This window comes from Aquimarina ulvae, from assembly GCF_053613295.3.
The window spans coordinates 77,444-95,463 of the sequence record NZ_JBSIBP030000001.1 but is presented as its reverse complement, the minus strand read 5'-3'; the positions used below and the strand labels follow the sequence as shown (position 1 = coordinate 95,463).

Annotated in this window: 18 protein-coding genes; 8 read left to right on the top strand and 10 right to left on the bottom strand. The window is 33.9% G+C overall.

What is annotated here, in order from left to right; genetic code table 11:
• Positions 1 to 9: 9 nt before the first annotated feature.
• Together ACWGOQ_RS00460 and ACWGOQ_RS00455 are read right to left on the bottom strand one after the other, a co-directional pair.
• Positions 10 to 711 (bottom strand): LytR/AlgR family response regulator transcription factor, encoded by a 702-nt coding sequence (locus ACWGOQ_RS00460; protein ID WP_452056580.1) that lies wholly within the window; start codon positions 709 to 711, stop codon positions 10 to 12.
• Positions 701 to 1,801, bottom strand: a complete 1,101-nt coding sequence (locus tag ACWGOQ_RS00455; protein WP_452056579.1) for a sensor histidine kinase — start codon at positions 1,799 to 1,801, stop codon at positions 701 to 703. The genes ACWGOQ_RS00460 and ACWGOQ_RS00455 overlap by 11 nt, the downstream gene beginning before the upstream one ends.
• 201 nt (positions 1,802 to 2,002) lie before the next feature.
• Here ACWGOQ_RS00455 and ACWGOQ_RS00450 point away from each other — a divergent pair, with 201 nt between their 5' ends.
• The 3 genes from ACWGOQ_RS00450 to ACWGOQ_RS00440 all read left to right on the top strand — a co-directional run bounded on the left by ACWGOQ_RS00450 (position 2,003) and on the right by ACWGOQ_RS00440 (position 3,738).
• Positions 2,003 to 2,506, top strand: coding sequence for an ankyrin repeat domain-containing protein (locus ACWGOQ_RS00450; protein ID WP_452056578.1), 504 nt, complete (start codon positions 2,003 to 2,005; stop codon positions 2,504 to 2,506).
• A 121-nt stretch (positions 2,507 to 2,627) separates the two neighbouring features.
• Positions 2,628 to 3,212, top strand: a complete 585-nt coding sequence (locus tag ACWGOQ_RS00445) for a hypothetical protein (RefSeq protein WP_452056577.1) — start codon at positions 2,628 to 2,630, stop codon at positions 3,210 to 3,212.
• Between the two features lie 7 nt (positions 3,213 to 3,219).
• Positions 3,220 to 3,738 (top strand): nuclear transport factor 2 family protein, encoded by a 519-nt coding sequence (locus tag ACWGOQ_RS00440; RefSeq protein WP_452056576.1) that lies wholly within the window; start codon positions 3,220 to 3,222, stop codon positions 3,736 to 3,738.
• On the opposite strand, the gene ACWGOQ_RS00435 is transcribed toward ACWGOQ_RS00440, so the two are convergent.
• From ACWGOQ_RS00435 to ACWGOQ_RS00410, 6 genes are all read right to left on the bottom strand, one after another.
• Positions 3,735 to 4,391 carry an HAD family hydrolase gene (locus tag ACWGOQ_RS00435; RefSeq protein WP_452056575.1) on the bottom strand — a complete coding sequence of 219 codons (657 nt, stop codon included), beginning with the start codon at positions 4,389 to 4,391 and terminating at the stop codon, positions 3,735 to 3,737. The genes ACWGOQ_RS00440 and ACWGOQ_RS00435 overlap by 4 nt on opposite strands.
• A 12-nt stretch (positions 4,392 to 4,403) precedes the next feature.
• On the bottom strand, positions 4,404 to 6,812 hold the full coding sequence (locus ACWGOQ_RS00430) for a TonB-dependent receptor plug domain-containing protein (protein WP_452056574.1): 2,409 nt from the start codon (positions 6,810 to 6,812) through the stop codon (positions 4,404 to 4,406).
• Between the two features lie 3 nt (positions 6,813 to 6,815).
• Positions 6,816 to 7,535, bottom strand: coding sequence for a DNA repair protein RecO (gene recO / locus ACWGOQ_RS00425; RefSeq protein ID WP_452056573.1), 720 nt, complete (start codon positions 7,533 to 7,535; stop codon positions 6,816 to 6,818).
• Positions 7,535 to 9,808, bottom strand: coding sequence for a type IX secretion system anionic LPS delivery protein PorZ (porZ, locus tag ACWGOQ_RS00420; RefSeq protein WP_452056572.1), 2,274 nt, complete (start codon positions 9,806 to 9,808; stop codon positions 7,535 to 7,537). Before porZ ends, recO begins: the two co-directional genes overlap by 1 nt.
• 123 nt (positions 9,809 to 9,931) lie before the next feature.
• Positions 9,932 to 11,275: an NADP-specific glutamate dehydrogenase gene (gene gdhA, locus ACWGOQ_RS00415; RefSeq protein WP_452056571.1), complete on the bottom strand. Its 1,344-nt coding sequence runs from the start codon at positions 11,273 to 11,275 to the stop codon at positions 9,932 to 9,934.
• Between the two features lie 102 nt (positions 11,276 to 11,377).
• Positions 11,378 to 12,517, bottom strand: a complete 1,140-nt coding sequence (locus ACWGOQ_RS00410) for a cystathionine gamma-synthase (RefSeq protein WP_452056570.1) — start codon at positions 12,515 to 12,517, stop codon at positions 11,378 to 11,380.
• Positions 12,518 to 12,678: 161 nt separating this feature from the next.
• Between ACWGOQ_RS00410 and ACWGOQ_RS00405 the strand changes: the two genes are divergently transcribed.
• Positions 12,679 to 13,458, top strand: a complete 780-nt coding sequence (locus tag ACWGOQ_RS00405) for a PdaC/RsiV family protein (RefSeq protein WP_452056569.1) — start codon at positions 12,679 to 12,681, stop codon at positions 13,456 to 13,458.
• Here ACWGOQ_RS00405 and ACWGOQ_RS00400 read toward each other — a convergent pair.
• The gene (locus tag ACWGOQ_RS00400) at positions 13,453 to 13,908 is read right to left on the bottom strand and encodes a DinB family protein (protein WP_452056568.1); all 456 of its coding nucleotides are present in this window, start codon (positions 13,906 to 13,908) and stop codon (positions 13,453 to 13,455) included. The genes ACWGOQ_RS00405 and ACWGOQ_RS00400 overlap by 6 nt on opposite strands.
• A gap of 100 nt (positions 13,909 to 14,008) precedes the next feature.
• Here ACWGOQ_RS00400 and ACWGOQ_RS00395 point away from each other — a divergent pair, with 100 nt between their 5' ends.
• Both ACWGOQ_RS00395 and ACWGOQ_RS00390 read left to right on the top strand, forming a co-directional pair.
• Positions 14,009 to 14,362, top strand: coding sequence for an arsenate reductase family protein (locus ACWGOQ_RS00395; protein WP_452056567.1), 354 nt, complete (start codon positions 14,009 to 14,011; stop codon positions 14,360 to 14,362).
• Complete coding sequence (locus ACWGOQ_RS00390; RefSeq protein ID WP_452056566.1) at positions 14,355 to 15,248, top strand: DMT family transporter; 894 nt, start codon at positions 14,355 to 14,357, stop codon at positions 15,246 to 15,248. The genes ACWGOQ_RS00395 and ACWGOQ_RS00390 overlap by 8 nt, the downstream gene beginning before the upstream one ends.
• Here ACWGOQ_RS00390 and ACWGOQ_RS00385 read toward each other — a convergent pair.
• On the bottom strand, positions 15,240 to 15,716 hold the full coding sequence (locus ACWGOQ_RS00385; protein WP_452056565.1) for an acyl-CoA thioesterase: 477 nt from the start codon (positions 15,714 to 15,716) through the stop codon (positions 15,240 to 15,242). The two genes, ACWGOQ_RS00390 and ACWGOQ_RS00385, sit on opposite strands and share 9 nt — an antisense overlap.
• 331 nt (positions 15,717 to 16,047) lie before the next feature.
• Here ACWGOQ_RS00385 and ACWGOQ_RS00380 point away from each other — a divergent pair, with 331 nt between their 5' ends.
• Together ACWGOQ_RS00380 and ACWGOQ_RS00375 are read left to right on the top strand one after the other, a co-directional pair.
• On the top strand, positions 16,048 to 17,049 hold the full coding sequence (locus ACWGOQ_RS00380) for a bestrophin family protein (protein ID WP_452056564.1): 1,002 nt from the start codon (positions 16,048 to 16,050) through the stop codon (positions 17,047 to 17,049).
• A complete protein-coding gene (locus ACWGOQ_RS00375; RefSeq protein ID WP_452056563.1) occupies positions 17,049 to 18,008 on the top strand; it encodes a YheT family hydrolase in 960 nt (319 codons plus the stop codon). Before ACWGOQ_RS00380 ends, ACWGOQ_RS00375 begins: the two co-directional genes overlap by 1 nt.
• The last annotated feature ends 12 nt before the right edge of the window (positions 18,009 to 18,020 follow it).

Here is an 18,020-nt window from a genome sequence, read left to right as displayed (position 1 = left end):
TATATTTACTTATTTTTTGCGAGACATCCTGGTAAAAAAACGATCCCTATAAGTATTCCCTATTGATAGTTGTTTGTCTAATACTTCAATATAGTCATTTCCATATGCTTTAATTTTGTCCAAAGCGATAATATACGATTTATGAATACGCACAAACTGACATCCCGGTAATTGCTTTTCCAGATCGATTAATTTATGATATACTACTAGCTGGCTGTTTTTCAAATGAATCTTCACATAATTACTTAGACCTTCTATATATATAATGTCTGCATAATCTACCCTGATATTCTTTCTATCTGCTTTAAAATATTCAAAGGTTTTAGCAGGGGTTTCTGATTTTGTAGACGCCCCATTTTTTGCTTCTATCACTTTGTTTATGGCTTTTAAAAATCTTTCAAAAGAAAAAGGTTTTAACAAATAATCTATGGCATTGAGTTCAAATCCTTCTAGAGCAAACTCTCTATAGGCTGTCGTAATAATTGTAGCTGGAGGATGTGATAGAGTTTTTAAAAAACTTAACCCACTAATTTTTGGCATTTCGATATCTAAAAAAAGTATATCTATTGTATCTTCCCGAAGTATTTTTAATGCTTCCATGGCATTATCACATACTTCGAACACCTCAATATTAGGAGTATCAGCAATAAAACCTTTTACAATTTTTTGTGCTATAGGCTCGTCATCTACTATGAGACATTTAAGATTCATCTGACACTGATTTAATTAATAGACTAACGATAAATGTTTCATTAGTATCTTTGATTTGTAGCTCTTTGCGATTACCATATAATAAATCAAGTCTTCGGGATATATTCTGAAGTCCTAGTCCCCCATTATGATTTTTGTTGTCTTGCTTACAGCTAGAAATGCTATTCTCAATCTTGAAAAACAACGTGTTTTTTGATACTTTAATATAAATATTAATCCAACCTTTTTTGACTTCGTTTTTTAATCCATGTTTAAAAGCATTTTCGATAAAAGGCACTAAAATCAGCGGAGGTATTCGGATTTTCTCAACATCTCCTTCTACCTTAAAATGGATGGCTACACGTTTTTCATAACGCTCTTTTTCTAATGCTATGATATTTTCAATCAACGTGAGTTCTTTGCTTAGCGGTACTTTTTTGACATTGGATTCATACAGTGTATAACTTAGAATATCCGAAAGCTTTAGAATGAGTGAGGGTGTTTTTTCAGATTTTTCGAGCGCCAAACCATAAATACTATTTAGGGTATTAAACAAGAAATGAGGGTTTGTTTGAGATTTTAAAAATTTTAACTCTGCATTCATTTTCTCTTGTTTCAAAATCTCGGTTTCGTTACGTTGTTTAAACCAATCACTATACAATTTAAATCCTGTTGTAAAGGCAACTGGAGTAGCTATAAGCATAATACATTGTACCAGTCTAAAAAAATTCAATGGATCTAAAGGTTTACCATCTATCCATTGAGGAAAAAACAAGGGGTACCCCCAATACAACACAAAATATCGGTGTATGATTGCAGTAACCACCAAAACAGCGATAAGTAAAATGAAGTAAGATCCAAAATAGTTTCTATACAAAAACCTGGGTATTAATGTAAGCCAATTTATATATACAGCAATCATTCTGGTTGGCAAGTATAACAGTTCAAAGATCACCGCATCCTTAAAAGATTGACCGTGTCCCCATTCTGAAATAGCCAATAGCACCATAATGGCTAGCCAAAACAACAAGTGGTATGCAATGTCTTTTATATTCAAAACTTTTAACTCTAGATTATTTGTAAAATTAATAGGTAAGCTTACGTTTTCCATTATTTTATGCAAACCAAGACAAAACTTATGTGAAATTACAGTTCACTGTTCACATCATGATGATACTGGTTTGCAGAAAAGAATTTGTCATCCACATAAAAATATTACTATCATTTATTAATACTATTATTTTTAAAAAAACAATCAATAAAATTGCCCATAAATCATCAAAAAACAATAGTTAACTAAGATAAATACATCATGGATAGAAAACAATTTTTAAGAAAGAGTATAGTGACTACTGGAATTTGTACGTTTCTTCCGTATACTATATTGGCTAAAAAACAAGAGCAACCACAACTAGATAAGAAAGTAGTTCAAGAATTTGTAGTTGCGAGCCATAGCAAATTAAATAAAGTAAAAGAACTTTTAGAAGAATATCCAACTCTCATTAATGCAGCACATGATTGGAAATTGGGTGATTTTGAAACCGCATTAGGCGCTGCCAGTCACGTAGGCTATAAAGAATCAGCACAATACCTTATTGATCAGGGCGCGCAAGCTAATATATTTACAGCTGCTCTTTTTGGAAGAATAGACATTATAAAAGCTATGTTGGATTATTTTCCAAACACACTACACGCAAAAGGTCCTCATGGATTTACTCTTTTGCATCACGCAAAACGTGGTGAAGAAGATGCTAAAGAGGTAACAGAATATCTAATTTCACTTGGCGCAAAAGAGACAAAAATTAAATTATATTAAAACAAATGCAAACAGTAAAGGCTTGATTATACTAAACCAAAGTTTATAACTAATATAACAAGGCTCTTAAATTTTTAATTGTAACGATATTGTCTATTTTTGGTCTCTTATTGAAAAACTTATGATGAGATCGTTTTTACTTATACTATTTATAGCCACTACCATATGTTTTGGATGCAAAAAAGAAAATACATCTGTTGCTAAAGAAGAAACGCAACTGGTACAGCTGGATAGTTTATCAAAAGAACAAGCAGATCTGGAAGTATTAAGATTATCTCCACAAGCTTCTAAAGACTTGGAAAGCTTTGAAGATTTTCAAAACCTTAAGAATCTTATGTTCTCGATGCGTGAATACAATCCTTTTCATATCAAAAAATATGCTGATAGTGTAAATTTATTAGTACAACGTTTTGAAGAGAACTTATCTGTAGATTTAAAAGTTAACAACATAACGTCTAGAGTTTCTGTAATCGCTACAGAATCCGGGTTGTTATTACAACTCACTGAAAAAAAAAATCAAGACCCTCAGAAACTTATAGATGCTAATATCAGATTATTAACGGCGTTTAATAGTTTAGTGATTCAATTAAATGAATTGTCATTGGCAATACCCGAAGATATTGAAAGAGAATTGCTCAGAGAGCGAGATATTTTAAGGGATTCTATTATTGATCCGGAAGAAGACAATATTGAAATTAAAGAGTAATTCATATATGAAAAAAGTTACTGTTTTACTATGCTTCGTAATTACGACTATCTGTACTGCTCAGACCGGTGGTGCACCAATTACAACAGTAAAAAAACAAATTAATCAGGTTTTAGAACAATGGCATAAAGCTGCTGCCGACGCATCCTTTGAACCTTATTTTGGGCTCATGACAAAAGATGCTATCTTTATTGGGACTGATGCCACTGAAAATTGGAATTTACAAGACTTTAAAGCTTTTTCTAAACCATATTTTGATAAAGGTAAAGCTTGGAGTTTTAGTACACTTAAAAGAAACATCTTCACACAACCCAACACGAATTTAGCTTGGTTTGACGAGTTGCTGGACACACAAATGGGAATATGTAGAGGAAGCGGTGTATTAGAAAAGACTGAAGAAGGGTGGAAAGTAAAACATTATGTGTTATCTATTGCTATTCCTAATGAAAATGTAAAAGAAATCACTAAACTAAAAGAAACATTTGATATCGATTTAATGAAAAAACTAAAAAGTAAACAACATTAAAATAAGGTTTTTCTAAATTCTTCCATATCGGTAAAGCATTTGTCGGTTCCATTTGCTATTAATTGTTTTCTGTTCTTATCACCAATGCCCACAAAATCTAAGGATAAGCTCTGAGCCGTTCTAAGATCCCAGAGGCCGTCTCCCACAGAAATAATAGATTTGAAATTTGATCTTGCATAGTACTGTTTTGCTCTTTCTATGGCCTGCAGTACAAAGCCCTCTCGTGATTCATGGGTTTTTGAAGTTGCCAACAATAACGGATCATACCAAATACCACATTGTTCTAATTTTGCTATAGCTGGCTTTGGTAATGCTCCGGTAGCAAAACAAAACGGAATTGATTTTTCGCGGAAAAATTGGATTAAAGACTGAGCCCCACGAATCTCTTTTACGGGATCAAATGTGAGCATCTGTTCTACTAAAACATTCTCGAAATTTTCGATGAGATCATTAGAAAACCCTTTATCAAAATTACGTTCATAATTATATCGTAGCGCATAACTATCGGTATGGTGCTTGTAGTTGTTATAATCAGTGTCTATGTTCTCAATTCCAAGCTTCATAAGAGTCTGATTAACAACCATTAAATACATAGGTACACTGTCTGTTAATGTCCCATCTATATCAAAAATGTATAATATATCTTTTTCCAAGAATGCTTGAGTTTAAAGAGAGTATTTCAGGGATAAAATAAAGTTTCTTCCGGCTCCTGCGATACCAGAAGAGTATGGTCTGTAACGTTGATCTGTTATATTTTCGATAGTGAGGGTAGTTTCCAAATTTTTAGTAAATCGATACCTAGACCTTATATTAACAGTATACCATGAAGGTGAATAAGGATTCCCGTTTTCATCAAGTGCATACAAAAAATCATTGTTTTGCTGTGATGGTGACAAATCTTCAAAATCAAACTGTCCGTTATATATTGCAGAGAGATTAATCATCCACTTTTTATTAGTATAAGTTACATTGGTACTACCAAACTGAGGAGCTACATGTCTTGATGGAGAAACAGATCCATCATCTAGCTCTTCTTCTCCACCAGTAAATGTATATTGTGAAGAAAGGTTCCAGTTTTTAATAAAATCATAACTAATTCCAGCCTCGAAACCATAAATTTGAGCATTCGCTGCATTCTGAATAGCTTGTACATTACTCAATTCTCCTCCAAAAAGAACCTCTGTTTCACCATTCAATGTAAAATCTCTACGCACTAATGCGTTATCCAATTGGGTATAGTATGTAGCTAAATCAATCTTAAAATTTTCACCCACATTTGCGGTTACTCCAATCTCACCGTTATAGGCATATTCTGGTTCTAAATCAGGATTTGGCACTACTACAGAACCAGGCTCTGAATCGAAAATTTTACCTACATCATCGATATTCGGAGCTCTAAACGCTGTAGAAAAATTAAGTTTCCATTGTAGAATGTCATTGGGTAACCAACTAATTCCTGCTGTGCCCGTAAATGCTTCAGTATCTAAATTAGCTTCCGTAAAAGGAAAATCAAAAAAAGTATCATCAAACTCTGAGTATAATATAATTCTATTATATCGTATCCCTCCCTGAAATCTTAATTCTTCACTTAATTTACTTTTTATACTTGTATAAGCTGCTATTGATTGCCAAGTAGATCCATCTGGATATCTGGAGGGCGCGTCTGTGATATCATTACTAGAAACACGTACTTCAGAGCCATCAGAAGATACTTGATTTAGGATATATTCCAATCCATAATATATTGTTGTTTTTTTATCCAAATTTTTCTCGAAGTCAAGATTCGCAGAATATGCATCTACATCTTCTTTTGTTTTCGATAAGATATCTCCACCAAAATCACGGTCATTCCTACTTTCTTGGAAATTTTGGTAGGCTGCTGTAAATTTTACTTTATTATAAAGAAGATTTTTCCATTTGTTGGTCAACTGAATATTTGCCATTAACCATTTTTGAGGTCCGTAATACCATTTGGCAGATCTTAAATTTCCGCCTCTACGGCGAATCAAACGGTCATATCTGGGATAATCAGAAGTTTTAGTATACATAAAACCTGCGTTAACATCCCATCGCTCATTTGGAATAAAATGTATTTTTTGCAAAAAATTAAACTGATCATATCCGGTAAACACCTGATTTTCTGGATCATCATTTTCAATCACTGTATCTACACCATCTATCGTTTCCACAAATTCATTTCTCAAATAATCATCCGGGCCGTGGCTTCCCATTTTTAGATCATCAAAATCAGTAAAGCTTACACTAGTCAAAAACGCCCATTTTTCTAGTCCTACATTAAGATCAATATGACCTGTTTTTTCGTTACTTGCACTTGCATATCTTGCAATTGCATTTCCACTTAATTTGTTTTTACCGCTTATGGCAAATTTAGGTTGTGCTGTATAAAAATTCATTACACCTCCTATGGCATCACTTCCGTACACCACAGATCCGGGACCAAGGATTACTTCAGTTCTGTCGATAGTAAAAGGGTCGATAGATATTACATTTTGTACGTTTCCTCCTCTAAAAATTGCATTGTTCATTCGGACTCCATCTACAGTCAGTAACAATCTATTTGTAGAAAAACCTCGAATGATTGGGCTTCCTCCTCCTAATTGACTTTTTTGTATAAATACCTGACCACTACTTTGTAGAAGATCAGCAGAAGTTTGTGGTGTTGAAAAAGCAATCTCGTCAGAGGTGATACTTACAATTTTTTGAGTAACGTCTTTTTTATCTTGCTCCCATTTGGACACAGATATAATAACCTCTGACAATTGATTTTCATCAATTTCCAGATATACCTTGTTTCCTGAGGCAATAATCTGAGATTTAGTAAACATAGCTGTACTATGAGAAATGTGTTTAAAATAAAGGGTATCAGACTCTAAAAAAACAGAGATGTCAACCACTCCATCAAAATCAGTAAGAACTGAACGTGATTTTTTTTCGTTATGTATGGTAACACTTGGCACGGGTTGATTATTTGATCTACTGAAAACTGTTACGATTTGTGCAGCAGTATCAGTGGTAAAAAATAAAATGGATACAACAATTATAAATAAGCGCATTACCTAGTTAAAAATTTCGTTCAAAATCGAAAATGACTTCGGTTTTTTAAAACCGTGCAAATGTAGCTCAAAATATGCTAATAACATGTTAAGTATATCATTTCTTAGTGTTCTGGACATTTTGATATTCATACTATCCTCAAATGTTGTGCCTAAAAATTCTTTGAAGACTGAAACATTAGACCCTTCTACACAGTACCTATGAGAAACGTCATTCTGAAAACAACCATCCTGCATATTAAAAACCGATGAAGAGATATCGGATACATCTGGATAGAAACCTAAATACTGTGTAAGTTTAATTAAAAATGAAATATGGAAATTACTAATAGCTTGATGTGAATCTAACCATAAAAATGTAGTTTCTAAATAATGAAAAAGCTCTTCATTTGTTTCTTCTTCTTGGATGGTATTTTTTAATACCTCTGACAGGAAAAAAACTAATGAACTTTTTACAAAATCAGTATGTAAGGATTGATAAGGAATCAGAACTTTGGCTTCATTAATTCTTTCTAAAGTGCCTTTATTTTTATGATTTGCCTCAATTTCCAGTAACGTCAAAGGCTGGAATAAAGATGCTCTTATTTTTCCTCGTTTAGATTTTAACACCCCTTTTAACAAATAACTGCGTAATCCGCTAGTTTCTGTAAACAATGAAACTATCAGGTCACTTTCTCCATAACGCAAAGAGTGAATCACTATTGCAGAAGTACAAATAATCATTATCTTACAATCAATAACTTAGAAACAGTCGTTTCGGCTTGATCTTCTCCGGTTACGAGAATCAGGTACACTCCCGAAGCCACTTTGTGCCTTCCAAAAGCAGTTGTATCCCACTGAATACTTCCCCCTTCAGTAATCTCTTCATATACTAAGTTGCCTTCGATGTCTGTAATCTTAACATTGGCTCTGCTTGTTAGTCCTTTTATAGTAACCCTACCATTAAATCCAGGTCTCACTGGATTAGGAAACGCCACAACATTATCTAGATTACTTTCAGGTCCGGTTGCGGTTCCTTTAAACTCCAGTATTCCTTTACTCGTAGCAAAATAAACAGAACCTGTAGCATCATCGACAGAAACATCCCTGATATTGTTTATGGGTAATGGCGAATTATCAGTGGTAAAATGCTCCAACGTTTCCTGTCCATCTGGAGAGAAATAAAACACTCCTGATGATTGAGTAGCTACCCATTTGTTATTAGAACCATCAACCTCTATATCGTTGATTACCTGTTCAAAAAGAAGTTCCTGAGGAACACCCTCATCATCGAGAATAATTATCTGGCTTGTTTGAGGATTGTTTTGTTGAAATACCCCCGAAGTGTTAAACAAGACTCTAATGCCCCTAAACGTACCTATCCAAAGTTGATTATTCCTATCTATTTCTAACGCCGTAATATAATCATTAGGAAGATTAGCCTCTGTTTCTCCAACTAGCTGAATTAAATTTCCTGTATTGGAATTATACCCAAGTATACCCTGATTAAAACTTCCTAAGAATAAATTTCCATTACTATCAATGACGGTATCGGAAAACCCAAGATTCCCTAAAGGAGTGGATATCAGACTACTAAAATTCACATCAAAAGTTTGAGTTGATCCGGGAGTAAATCGCTTTAGCCCATTGTCAACTCTAGCATTACTTATCCATAAATTTCCCTGATTATCAAACACTGAGCCGTTAAGAAACACAATTCGATCACCTTCAACAAACGTTTCAAAACCGCTATTAAAATTATCATATAAGTTTGTTACTGTATTATCATTAACCTCTAATAAACCATCTTTTAAACTGCTTATAAAAACCTGACTTTCATTATCGGGATTTACAGTAATATGAGATAATGAAGTTGCCCCTAATACCTCATCTTTAGAAATATTGAACCATCCATCCTGAGTCAATTTGCTAATTCCTCGTTGTCTAAGTGGGAATGGGTTGAAGTTTACATCATACTCACCAAAAACTACCCATAAATTATTGTTAAGCGCCTCTACTCTAAATGCAAAATTATTCAAAGGTCCTTCTGGAGATATTGTTGTTTTTGTATTGGTGTTCCCTAAATCAACCTCTAACAAACCTCTACTCTCTGTTCCTAAATATGCACGACTGTCAAATATAGAAGCTGCGTGAAGTACAAATGGATCTTCTGCACTGCTTAATACTGAATTTACCTCCTGAAACGTTGCATCAAAAATAGAGACTCTGTCTAAAGTAACAACGGTTAAACCCTCTGAGCTCACAGAAGCATCTATTATATTAGAAGGTGACGTGATGACTGTAGATAACACTGTACCATCCAATCTTCGGATCAAATTATTATTTTCCCACACTAATATTTGATCATTAAAACGTGTAATTCCATTAAATCCGCCTGTTACAACAGTACTCCATTGGTTGAAATCAACCAAATTCGGATTATCGACCTCTGCACGTAAAATACCGTTACCTGTAGTAGTTGCATAAATAAAATTGCCAGAGACGATAGTTCCAGTGATATTTACCTGTGATCCAGCGGGACCAACAAAAAAAGTATCTCCAAATTCTACTCTTTCTAAATTAAACTCTACAATTCCAAATCCAGTCGAAACGTATAAGATATCTTCATTCTCAAAAAAATGATTTATTCTTTTTTGAGCAGGGGAAATAGTTGGCTTTTCTTCAATATCAATAAATGTTCTCACCTCATCATCTATTATCAACTCTAATAATCCATTTTCATAGCCAATAACTGTGATATCATATATTGAGCTGTGATAAATGGTAGATATAGTTTCTCCTGCTAATCCATTAACTGTTGAAAAAGGTTCTGAAGTTCTTGTGTCTATATCGTAAATAAAAACTGCATTTTCAGAAGCAGTATAGACTTTATTTTCGATTGCATAGGTATCGCTAATCTTAAAATAGGAATAATGCCCTCTCCATTGATTACTAAAATCCTGTGAAAATAGAGATAGTGGAAAAAAAAGAAGTAATAATAATCTGAAGTTTTGCATAATTCTTTGAGTGGTATTAAGGCTGCTTTGATAACATGCTAAAATACTAATTATTGCTTTTAAACAACGAAAAAAGCCGTTCTAATATAGTCAGAACGGCTTTTCTAATAAAGACTTTTTATTCTACACGACTCCTTGTGCTAGCATAGCATCAGCAACTTTTACGAAGCCGGCAATGTTAGCTCCTTTAACATAATCAACATACCCGTCGTCATCCGTTCCATATTCAACACATTTTTCATGGATATCATTCATAATTTGCTTCAACTTCTCATCAACTTCTTTTCTAGTCCACTTAAAACGTAAAGAGTTTTGGGTCATCTCTAATCCTGAAGTAGCTACACCTCCAGCATTTGATGCTTTCCCAGGGGCAAAGAGTATCTTGGCTTTGTGAAAAGCTGCTACTGCATCCGAATCACAAGGCATATTTGCTCCCTCACTAACACAGATACAACCGTTATCAATCAACGTATTAGCATCATCGCCATTTAATTCATTCTGTGTCGCGCAAGGCAGTGCGATGTCACATTTTTCACTCCAAGGTGTTTTTCCTTTATGAAACTTTGCAGCGCTGTATTTATCTACATACTCACTAATACGGCCTCTTTTCTCATTTTTAAGTTCCATAACAAATTTGAGTTTGTCCATATCGATTCCATCTTCGTCATAGATATATCCAGAAGAATCTGACAAGGTAACCACTTTAGCGCCTAATTGAATTGCTTTCTCAGTAGCATATTGCGCTACATTTCCCGATCCCGAAACTAAGACTGTTTTGCCTTCAAAAGAATCCTCTTTGGTCTTTAGCATATTTTCTGCAAAATACACGGTACCATAACCTGTTGCTTCTGGACGAATCTCGGATCCACCCCAGCTCAATCCTTTTCCTGTTAGAACCCCTGTAAATTCATTACGCATTTTTCGATACATACCAAATAAGAAACCTATTTCACGAGCACCTACTCCGATATCCCCAGCCGGAACGTCTGTATTAGGCCCAATATGTCTAAAAAGCTCACCCATAAAGTTATGGCAAAAACGCATAATTTCATCATCAGATTTTCCTTTTGGATCAAAATCAGATCCTCCTTTACCACCTCCCATCGGAAGCGTAGTCAGACTATTTTTGAAGACTTGCTCAAAAGCAAGAAACTTCAGGATACTTATATTTACTGATGGGTGAAAACGCAATCCTCCTTTGTAAGGGCCAATTGCAGAGTTCATCTGGATTCTATATCCTCTATTTACGTGTATTTCTCCTTTATCATCTACCCAAGGCACACGAAACATGATGGCCCTCTCTGGTTCCACCATTCGCAACAAAATGTTTTTTCCATTATATATTTCTTGCGTGGCTATGTAAGGAATTACAGTTTCTGCAACTTCCTGTACAGCCTGTAAGAACTCTGGCTCGTGGGCGTTACGAGCTCTTACTTCTTCCATAAATGCATCTATCTTTGCTTGCATATGTTAATAGGATTAAAAGATTCTTATCTAAAGGTAAATTTACCTTGTCAAATATATGATATTATCAAAAAAAACTGTCTATTTTTTTGAATTTAATAACGCTTATCCTATCGCCTGTTCTAAATCCTTTATCAAGTCATCAATATCCTCAATACCAACACTTAATCTAATCAAGGAATCAACTACCCCAATTCTCTCACGCTCTTCCTTGGGGATCGATGCATGTGTCATACTTGCCGGGTGGCCAGCTAAACTTTCAACACCTCCTAATGACTCTGCCAAAGTGAAGACTTTCAGGTTTTCCACTATTTTAATTGCTTCTTCAAAATTATTCCCTTTGGTTACAAAAGATATCATACCTCCAAACCCATCCATTTGCTCTTTGGCAATAGTATGATTAGGATGATCCCCAAACCCTGGCCAATAAACCTTTTCAATCTTTGGATGATTTTTCAAGTATTTGGCGATTGCCTCACCATTTTCGCAATGTCGTTGCATACGAACATGCAACGTTTTAATACCTCTTAACGCCAAAAAACTATCCTGAGGACCGCAAACCGCTCCACTAGCATTCTGAATAAAATACAATCGTTGCGCAACGATATCATCATTTACAATTAAAGCTCCCATAACTAGATCGCTATGCCCACCTATATATTTTGTAGCACTATGCATCACAATATCTGCTCCCAGATCTAATGGTCTTTGCAAATATGGAGTTGCAAAAGTGTTATCAACAGCTAATAAGAGATTATGCTTTTTCGATACCTTTGCTATCGACTTGATATCAATAATATTCATCATTGGGTTTGTTGGAGTTTCTACCCAAATTAATTTAGTTTTTTTATTAATATATGATTCAACTTTATTAACTTTTTCCATACTAATAAAATGAAACTTGATACCAAAGCCTTCAAATATTTTAGTGAATAATCGATATGTCCCGCCGTATAAATCACTTGTAGAAATAACTTCATCACCTGGTTTTAGTAACTTAATTACTGCATCAATAGCAGCCAGCCCAGACCCAAAAGCTAATCCATATTTCCCATTTTCTATACTAACAAAAGCATTTTCCAATGCTTCCCTTGTTGGGTTATGTGTCCTGCTATATTCAAATCCTTTATGTCCTCCTGGTGTGGTTTGTGCATAAGTAGAGGTCTGATATATAGGTGTCATTACTGCTCCATAAGCAGGGTCGGGTTTCTGTCCCCCATGTATTGTCTTTGTATTAAACTTCACTATCTTCAACTTTTACAATAATTCTTGATTTTTTGACGTTCTTTTAACCAAATTTCAAAGTTTCAAAGTTGAAAAAAATCAACTTAATTGTATTGTTAAAAAACTGAACAAATGTATGGTTTAATTATTTCTAATCATATAACAATGAATACCTTTAGTAGATGATTAACACAAAACCTAACACCCGACAGAATTTTATTTTTTTGCTATTACTATTGGGATGTTTTTATGGCTGTCAGAAAAAAGAACCTTTAATCTTTCAGAAACGTATTATAGCTATCGATGATCTTTTTGATTGCCAAAATGTAGATTGTGCTATCACAGAAATTTTTCTCATCGAATGTATAGGTGAAAATGACATTTCAAAAAACATCAACAGAGAAATCGAAAAAGCTGCTTGTGCAACTCTGACTATAGAGGATTATACCACCTTGAATACGATAGAAGAAGCTATTAAAAGTTTTAACAAATCATATCAAGAAATAAAAGAGCAATTTCCTGATGAAATCATTCCTTATGAGGCGAGCATACGCTGTGATATCAATTTCATAAATGACGATATACTATCTGTGTTAGTAGATTCTTATATTTTTACTGGAGGTGCTCATGGAAGTGGTAATTCGAACTTCGTGAACATAGCGTTAAAAACAGGTATGATTATAAATCCAGAAAATCTTATGAAAGATTTTAACGATTTTTCAAGTTTTGTAGAAAAATCATTTAAGGCAAAGTATTCCATCCCCGAAAATGAATCTATTAATAGTACTGGATTCTTTTTTGAAAATAATACTTTTAGTCTTCCTTCCAATATTGGATTTACTGACACACATGTTGTACTGATATACAATCAGTACGAAATCAGCTCTTATGCCGAGGGCCCCATTGAATTAAAATTCAAAAAACAGGAGGTTTCAGAATATTTTACGGTAAATATATTATAGTGATTTTCTAAGTGCTAAAATGTAACCCAGATGAATCCCTTCGTGAAAATTATTGAAGTTGATCGCGTCCTTTATCGATTTTAAAGTAAAACCGGTACTTGTAGGATATTCTTGATACTTCTTAAAAATTTTTGCTTCTATATCTTTTTCAGTTTTATCGACAGAACTAAAAAGAAGCTCTTTGATATTTTCTACTTCTTCATTACTTGTCAATCCTTCGGCTTTTGTTCCCTTACGATACGTATTGACCATATCGTCATCTATCATCATGGATAACCCGCTTAATTTATAAACAAGCAGCTGTTGTGTGACAATCACATGAGCAATATTCCAAATCAAATTGTTACTAAATCCTTCAGGAACTTTATTGAGGTCTTCCAATGAATAATTATCCAAAATTTGGGCGAGTAGTTTTCTGTTTGTTCTAGTAATTTCCAATTGATCTTTCATATCTTGGTTGGTAATGTTCTTAATTTTTAGCCAAAAATATGAGTTTTCATTGTGAAATGAATTTTCTTTGTGTGGAATTTGACATTTTAAATACGCATACGTGAAAAAAATATACTATCTATCTACCTGCGATACTTGTAAAAGAATTTTGAATGAACTAGAACCATCTTCAGATTTTGTTTTGCAAGACATTAAAAATGAAGCAATAACGTTGGGGCAAATTGAGGAAATGAAATCATTGGCAGGTAGTTATGAATCCCTTTTCAGTAAAAGAGCAAGGCTTTATAAAGAACGAGATTTAAAAAATAAAGCTTTAACAGAAAACGATTATAAGAATTTAATACTAGAGCATTATACCTTCTTGAAACGTCCGGTATTTCTATACGACAATCAGATATTCATCGGGAATAGCAAAAAAGTAATAGCAGCTGCAAACACAGCTATTAATGGATAAAAGAAAAGTAGCATTATTAGCAGCTTTTGGTGCCAGTTTGATTTACGCAATCAATCATACACTGGCAAAAGGAGTAATGCCTACTTATATCAAACCTTTTGGTTTTATTCTTCTTAGGGTTATTGGAGCAGCAGTTCTTTTTTGGCTTGCCTCTATGTGGGCTCCTAAGCAAAAAATTGATCGTAGTGACTGGCTAAGGATATTTGGGTGTGCCATTTTTGGAATGGTGATAAATATGTTAATGTTCTTTAAAGGACTTCAATTATCGACTCCTATAAATAGTTCGGTCATGATTACCATATCTCCAATATTGGTATTTGTTTTATCCGCCATTTTTTTGAGTGAGAAGATCACTATTTTGAGAACGCTTGGTATTATACTTGGTTTTTCTGGTGCATTGGGGCTTATTCTTTTTGGATCAGAGGTAAGACAAGATGCGCCCAATATTCCTGCAGGAAACATTCTATTTATTATCAATGCTGCTTCTTACGCCATTTATCTGGTATTGGTAAAACCGCTAACAGCAAAATATCATTCTTTTACTTTAATGAAATGGTTTTTTCTAATCGGCGTTATTATTAATTTTCCTATTACAATTTCAGAATTTAGTGAAGTGCAATGGACAACACTTCCTTATGATGTCATATGGAAAATGGTATTTGTTGTTGTGGGAACCACTTTCTTTACCTATCTATTGAATATATTTGCATTAAAAACCTTAAAGGCTTCTACAATTGGAGCATTTATTTATCTCCAACCACTATTAGCGATTAGTTTTGCTATGATCATGGGGGTTGACTCATTAAATCTGGTCAAAATTATATCTGCTATATTGGTGTTTTTAGGCGTTTATCTAGTGACTAAAAAACCAAAGAAACTAACCTAAATCCTTAGGCACTTTAGAAAATTTTCTAGTATCTTTACTCGTAAGAATCTTAAAATCTTCAGGGCGCTCTACTTTATCCATAAATTGAAGCATTACTTCTGGAAGTGGTATTAATTTTCGAGTTTTTAAATCTAACCAAGCTCCCATCATTTCGCAACGAGCAAAATTCCTCCCGTTATGATCATAAAAATTATGTACAAATTCAAAAAACTTTCCATCTTCGCTCATTCCGGCTAATTCTAATGAAACTTTTACAGGCCTACCATAAAAGACTTCTTTAAAATAATAGATGTGTTCATAAAAAACTACAGGTCCAATATTGAATTTACCTAATAGTCGCTGGTCGAAACCTAACTCAGACAAGAAAGTCATTCTCGTATGCGCTGCATATTCGATATAGGCTTTGTTTGCTAAATGACGATTGGCATCAATATCATTCCATCTAATCTCAAATTCTTTTAAATACATATCTATTGATTTTATGCATCAAAAATACAAAAACACTTGTTATACCTGCTCAACAAACTTCTGTTTAAAACCATACCTCTCATCTAATTTATAAAAAGATTTTCTACCATAAAATCCTACTTTAAGCTATTAAAAGTATATGATCAAGAAGGTACAAGAAGAAGTGTTCATAGAATAGTCTATTTAATAACAGTGAAAACCCCCGATGGATTCATAGTCAACAGATAGAAACTTCTGGATGGATTATTATAACTGTTACATATCAAAAAATAAGACCACGCACACTTTGAAAACCTCTATGGTCTTCTTATTTTAGAACAAAAATTAACTTATGTATATTAAAAGAAATATTAGTTGGGGAATTATTCTTCGATATGCCTGGAAAAACCTGATCTTCTTTACTTTATATACTTCTATTATTTTTTCATTGTATCACTTTTTAGAATTCAAATTTATAGATATTCCTTTTCAGCCACTATCTGTTATTGGTATAGCTGTTGCATTTTATATTGGATTTAAAAACAGCCAGAGTTATGATCGTTTTTGGGAAGGAAGAAAAATTTGGGGTGGTATTGTCAACTACAGTAGAACCTGGGCAAATCAAATCTTAAGCCTAGTTGACGATGATCACGAAACTAAAAAGATATTGATTCACAGACATATCGCCTGGATCAATGCACTTCGTATCCAATTAAGGCAACCTACTTCCTTTTCTATTCGGGAAAACTCATCTGTAGAACGTCTGTTTACTAAACATGGGGAACGTAATCCAGCATGTGATGCTGCCAAAGCTTTTGTCTCAGATACAGAGTATACTGACTTACTTAAACGAAAAAACCCAGCTACTCATTTAGTTAAAAATCAAGGGTTGGCCATTAAAGAGTTGCTGAAAACTGAAAAAATTACAGAATTCGACAAGCAATTGTTGCACACAGTTTTAGAAGAGTTATACAACCTTCAGGGAAAATGTGAACGCATAAAAAACACTCCTTTCCCCAGGCAGTATGCTTATTTCAGCACTGTTTTTACTTGGATATTTGTACTACTACTCCCCTTTGGTTTATTGAGTGTTTTTGAAAGTGAGTTAAGTGATATGTCTCAGCATCTGCGTCCTTGGTTTATTATTGTGATGATTCCTTTATCGGTATTAATCTCGTGGATATTTACCACTATGGAAAAGATCGGAAGCAATAGCGAAGATCCTTTTGAGGGCAGAATAAACGATGTTCCAATGACTGCATTATGTAGAACTATTGAAATAGACCTGAGAGATATGTTAGATGAAAAAGATCTTCCTGAAAAAGTAAAACCCAAAGATAATATACTGTATTAATGCCCATTGTTGAATCCAAATATACACCGCCTTTTTTTTTTAGAAATGGTCACTTTTCCACCATATACCCTAATTTACTTCGAAAAGTAAAAGGTATTCATCAAACAAGAGAAAGAGTAGAGCTACAAGATGGTGATTTCATAGATATAGATTGGAGCTATCCTTTGAAAAACAGACCGTTACGAAGCGTTGCAATATTAATTCACGGATTGGAAGGAAATGCGCAACGGCAATATATTATGGGACTTGCCAAGCATTTGAACAACAATCATTGGGATGTTGCCGCGGTTAATCTTAGAAATTGTAGTGGAGAAGTAAATCGGTTGTACAGATCATACAATGCTGGAGTCAGTGATGATCTAAGCACTATTATTGCTCATGTAACCGAAAAAGGTTATGACACTATCTCTATCTGCGGATTTAGTCTTGGAGGAAATATCACGTTAAAATATTTAGGCGAAAGAACAACACCAAAGCAAGTTAAGTCTGCTGTGGCAGTATCCGTTCCTTGCGACCTTTATGACTCTTTATCCGAAATCAACAAGCCTAAAAATTTTATTTATCAGCAACGTTTTATTAAAAGTTTAAAAGAAAAACTACAGCAAAGACATAAGATTTTTCCTAATGAGATAAGCAAATCAGACATCAATATGTGCAAATCTCTTATAGATATTGACGACTTGTATACAAGCAAAGCACATGGATATATTGATGCTATTGATTATTACACTAGGTGCAGTAGCAAGCAATTCTTAAAAGGTATTCAAGTACCAACGCTTATTATTAATGCTAAGAACGATACATTTCTTGGAAATTCTTGTTATCCAATTAAAGAAGCTCAAGAAAATACTAATTTATACTTAGAAACTCCTGAATTTGGTGGCCACGTTGGGTTTTATCTTTTTGGTGAAGCTTATTACAACGAACAGAAAACCGTAGCATTTATACAGAAATGGTAAGATCATGCAATG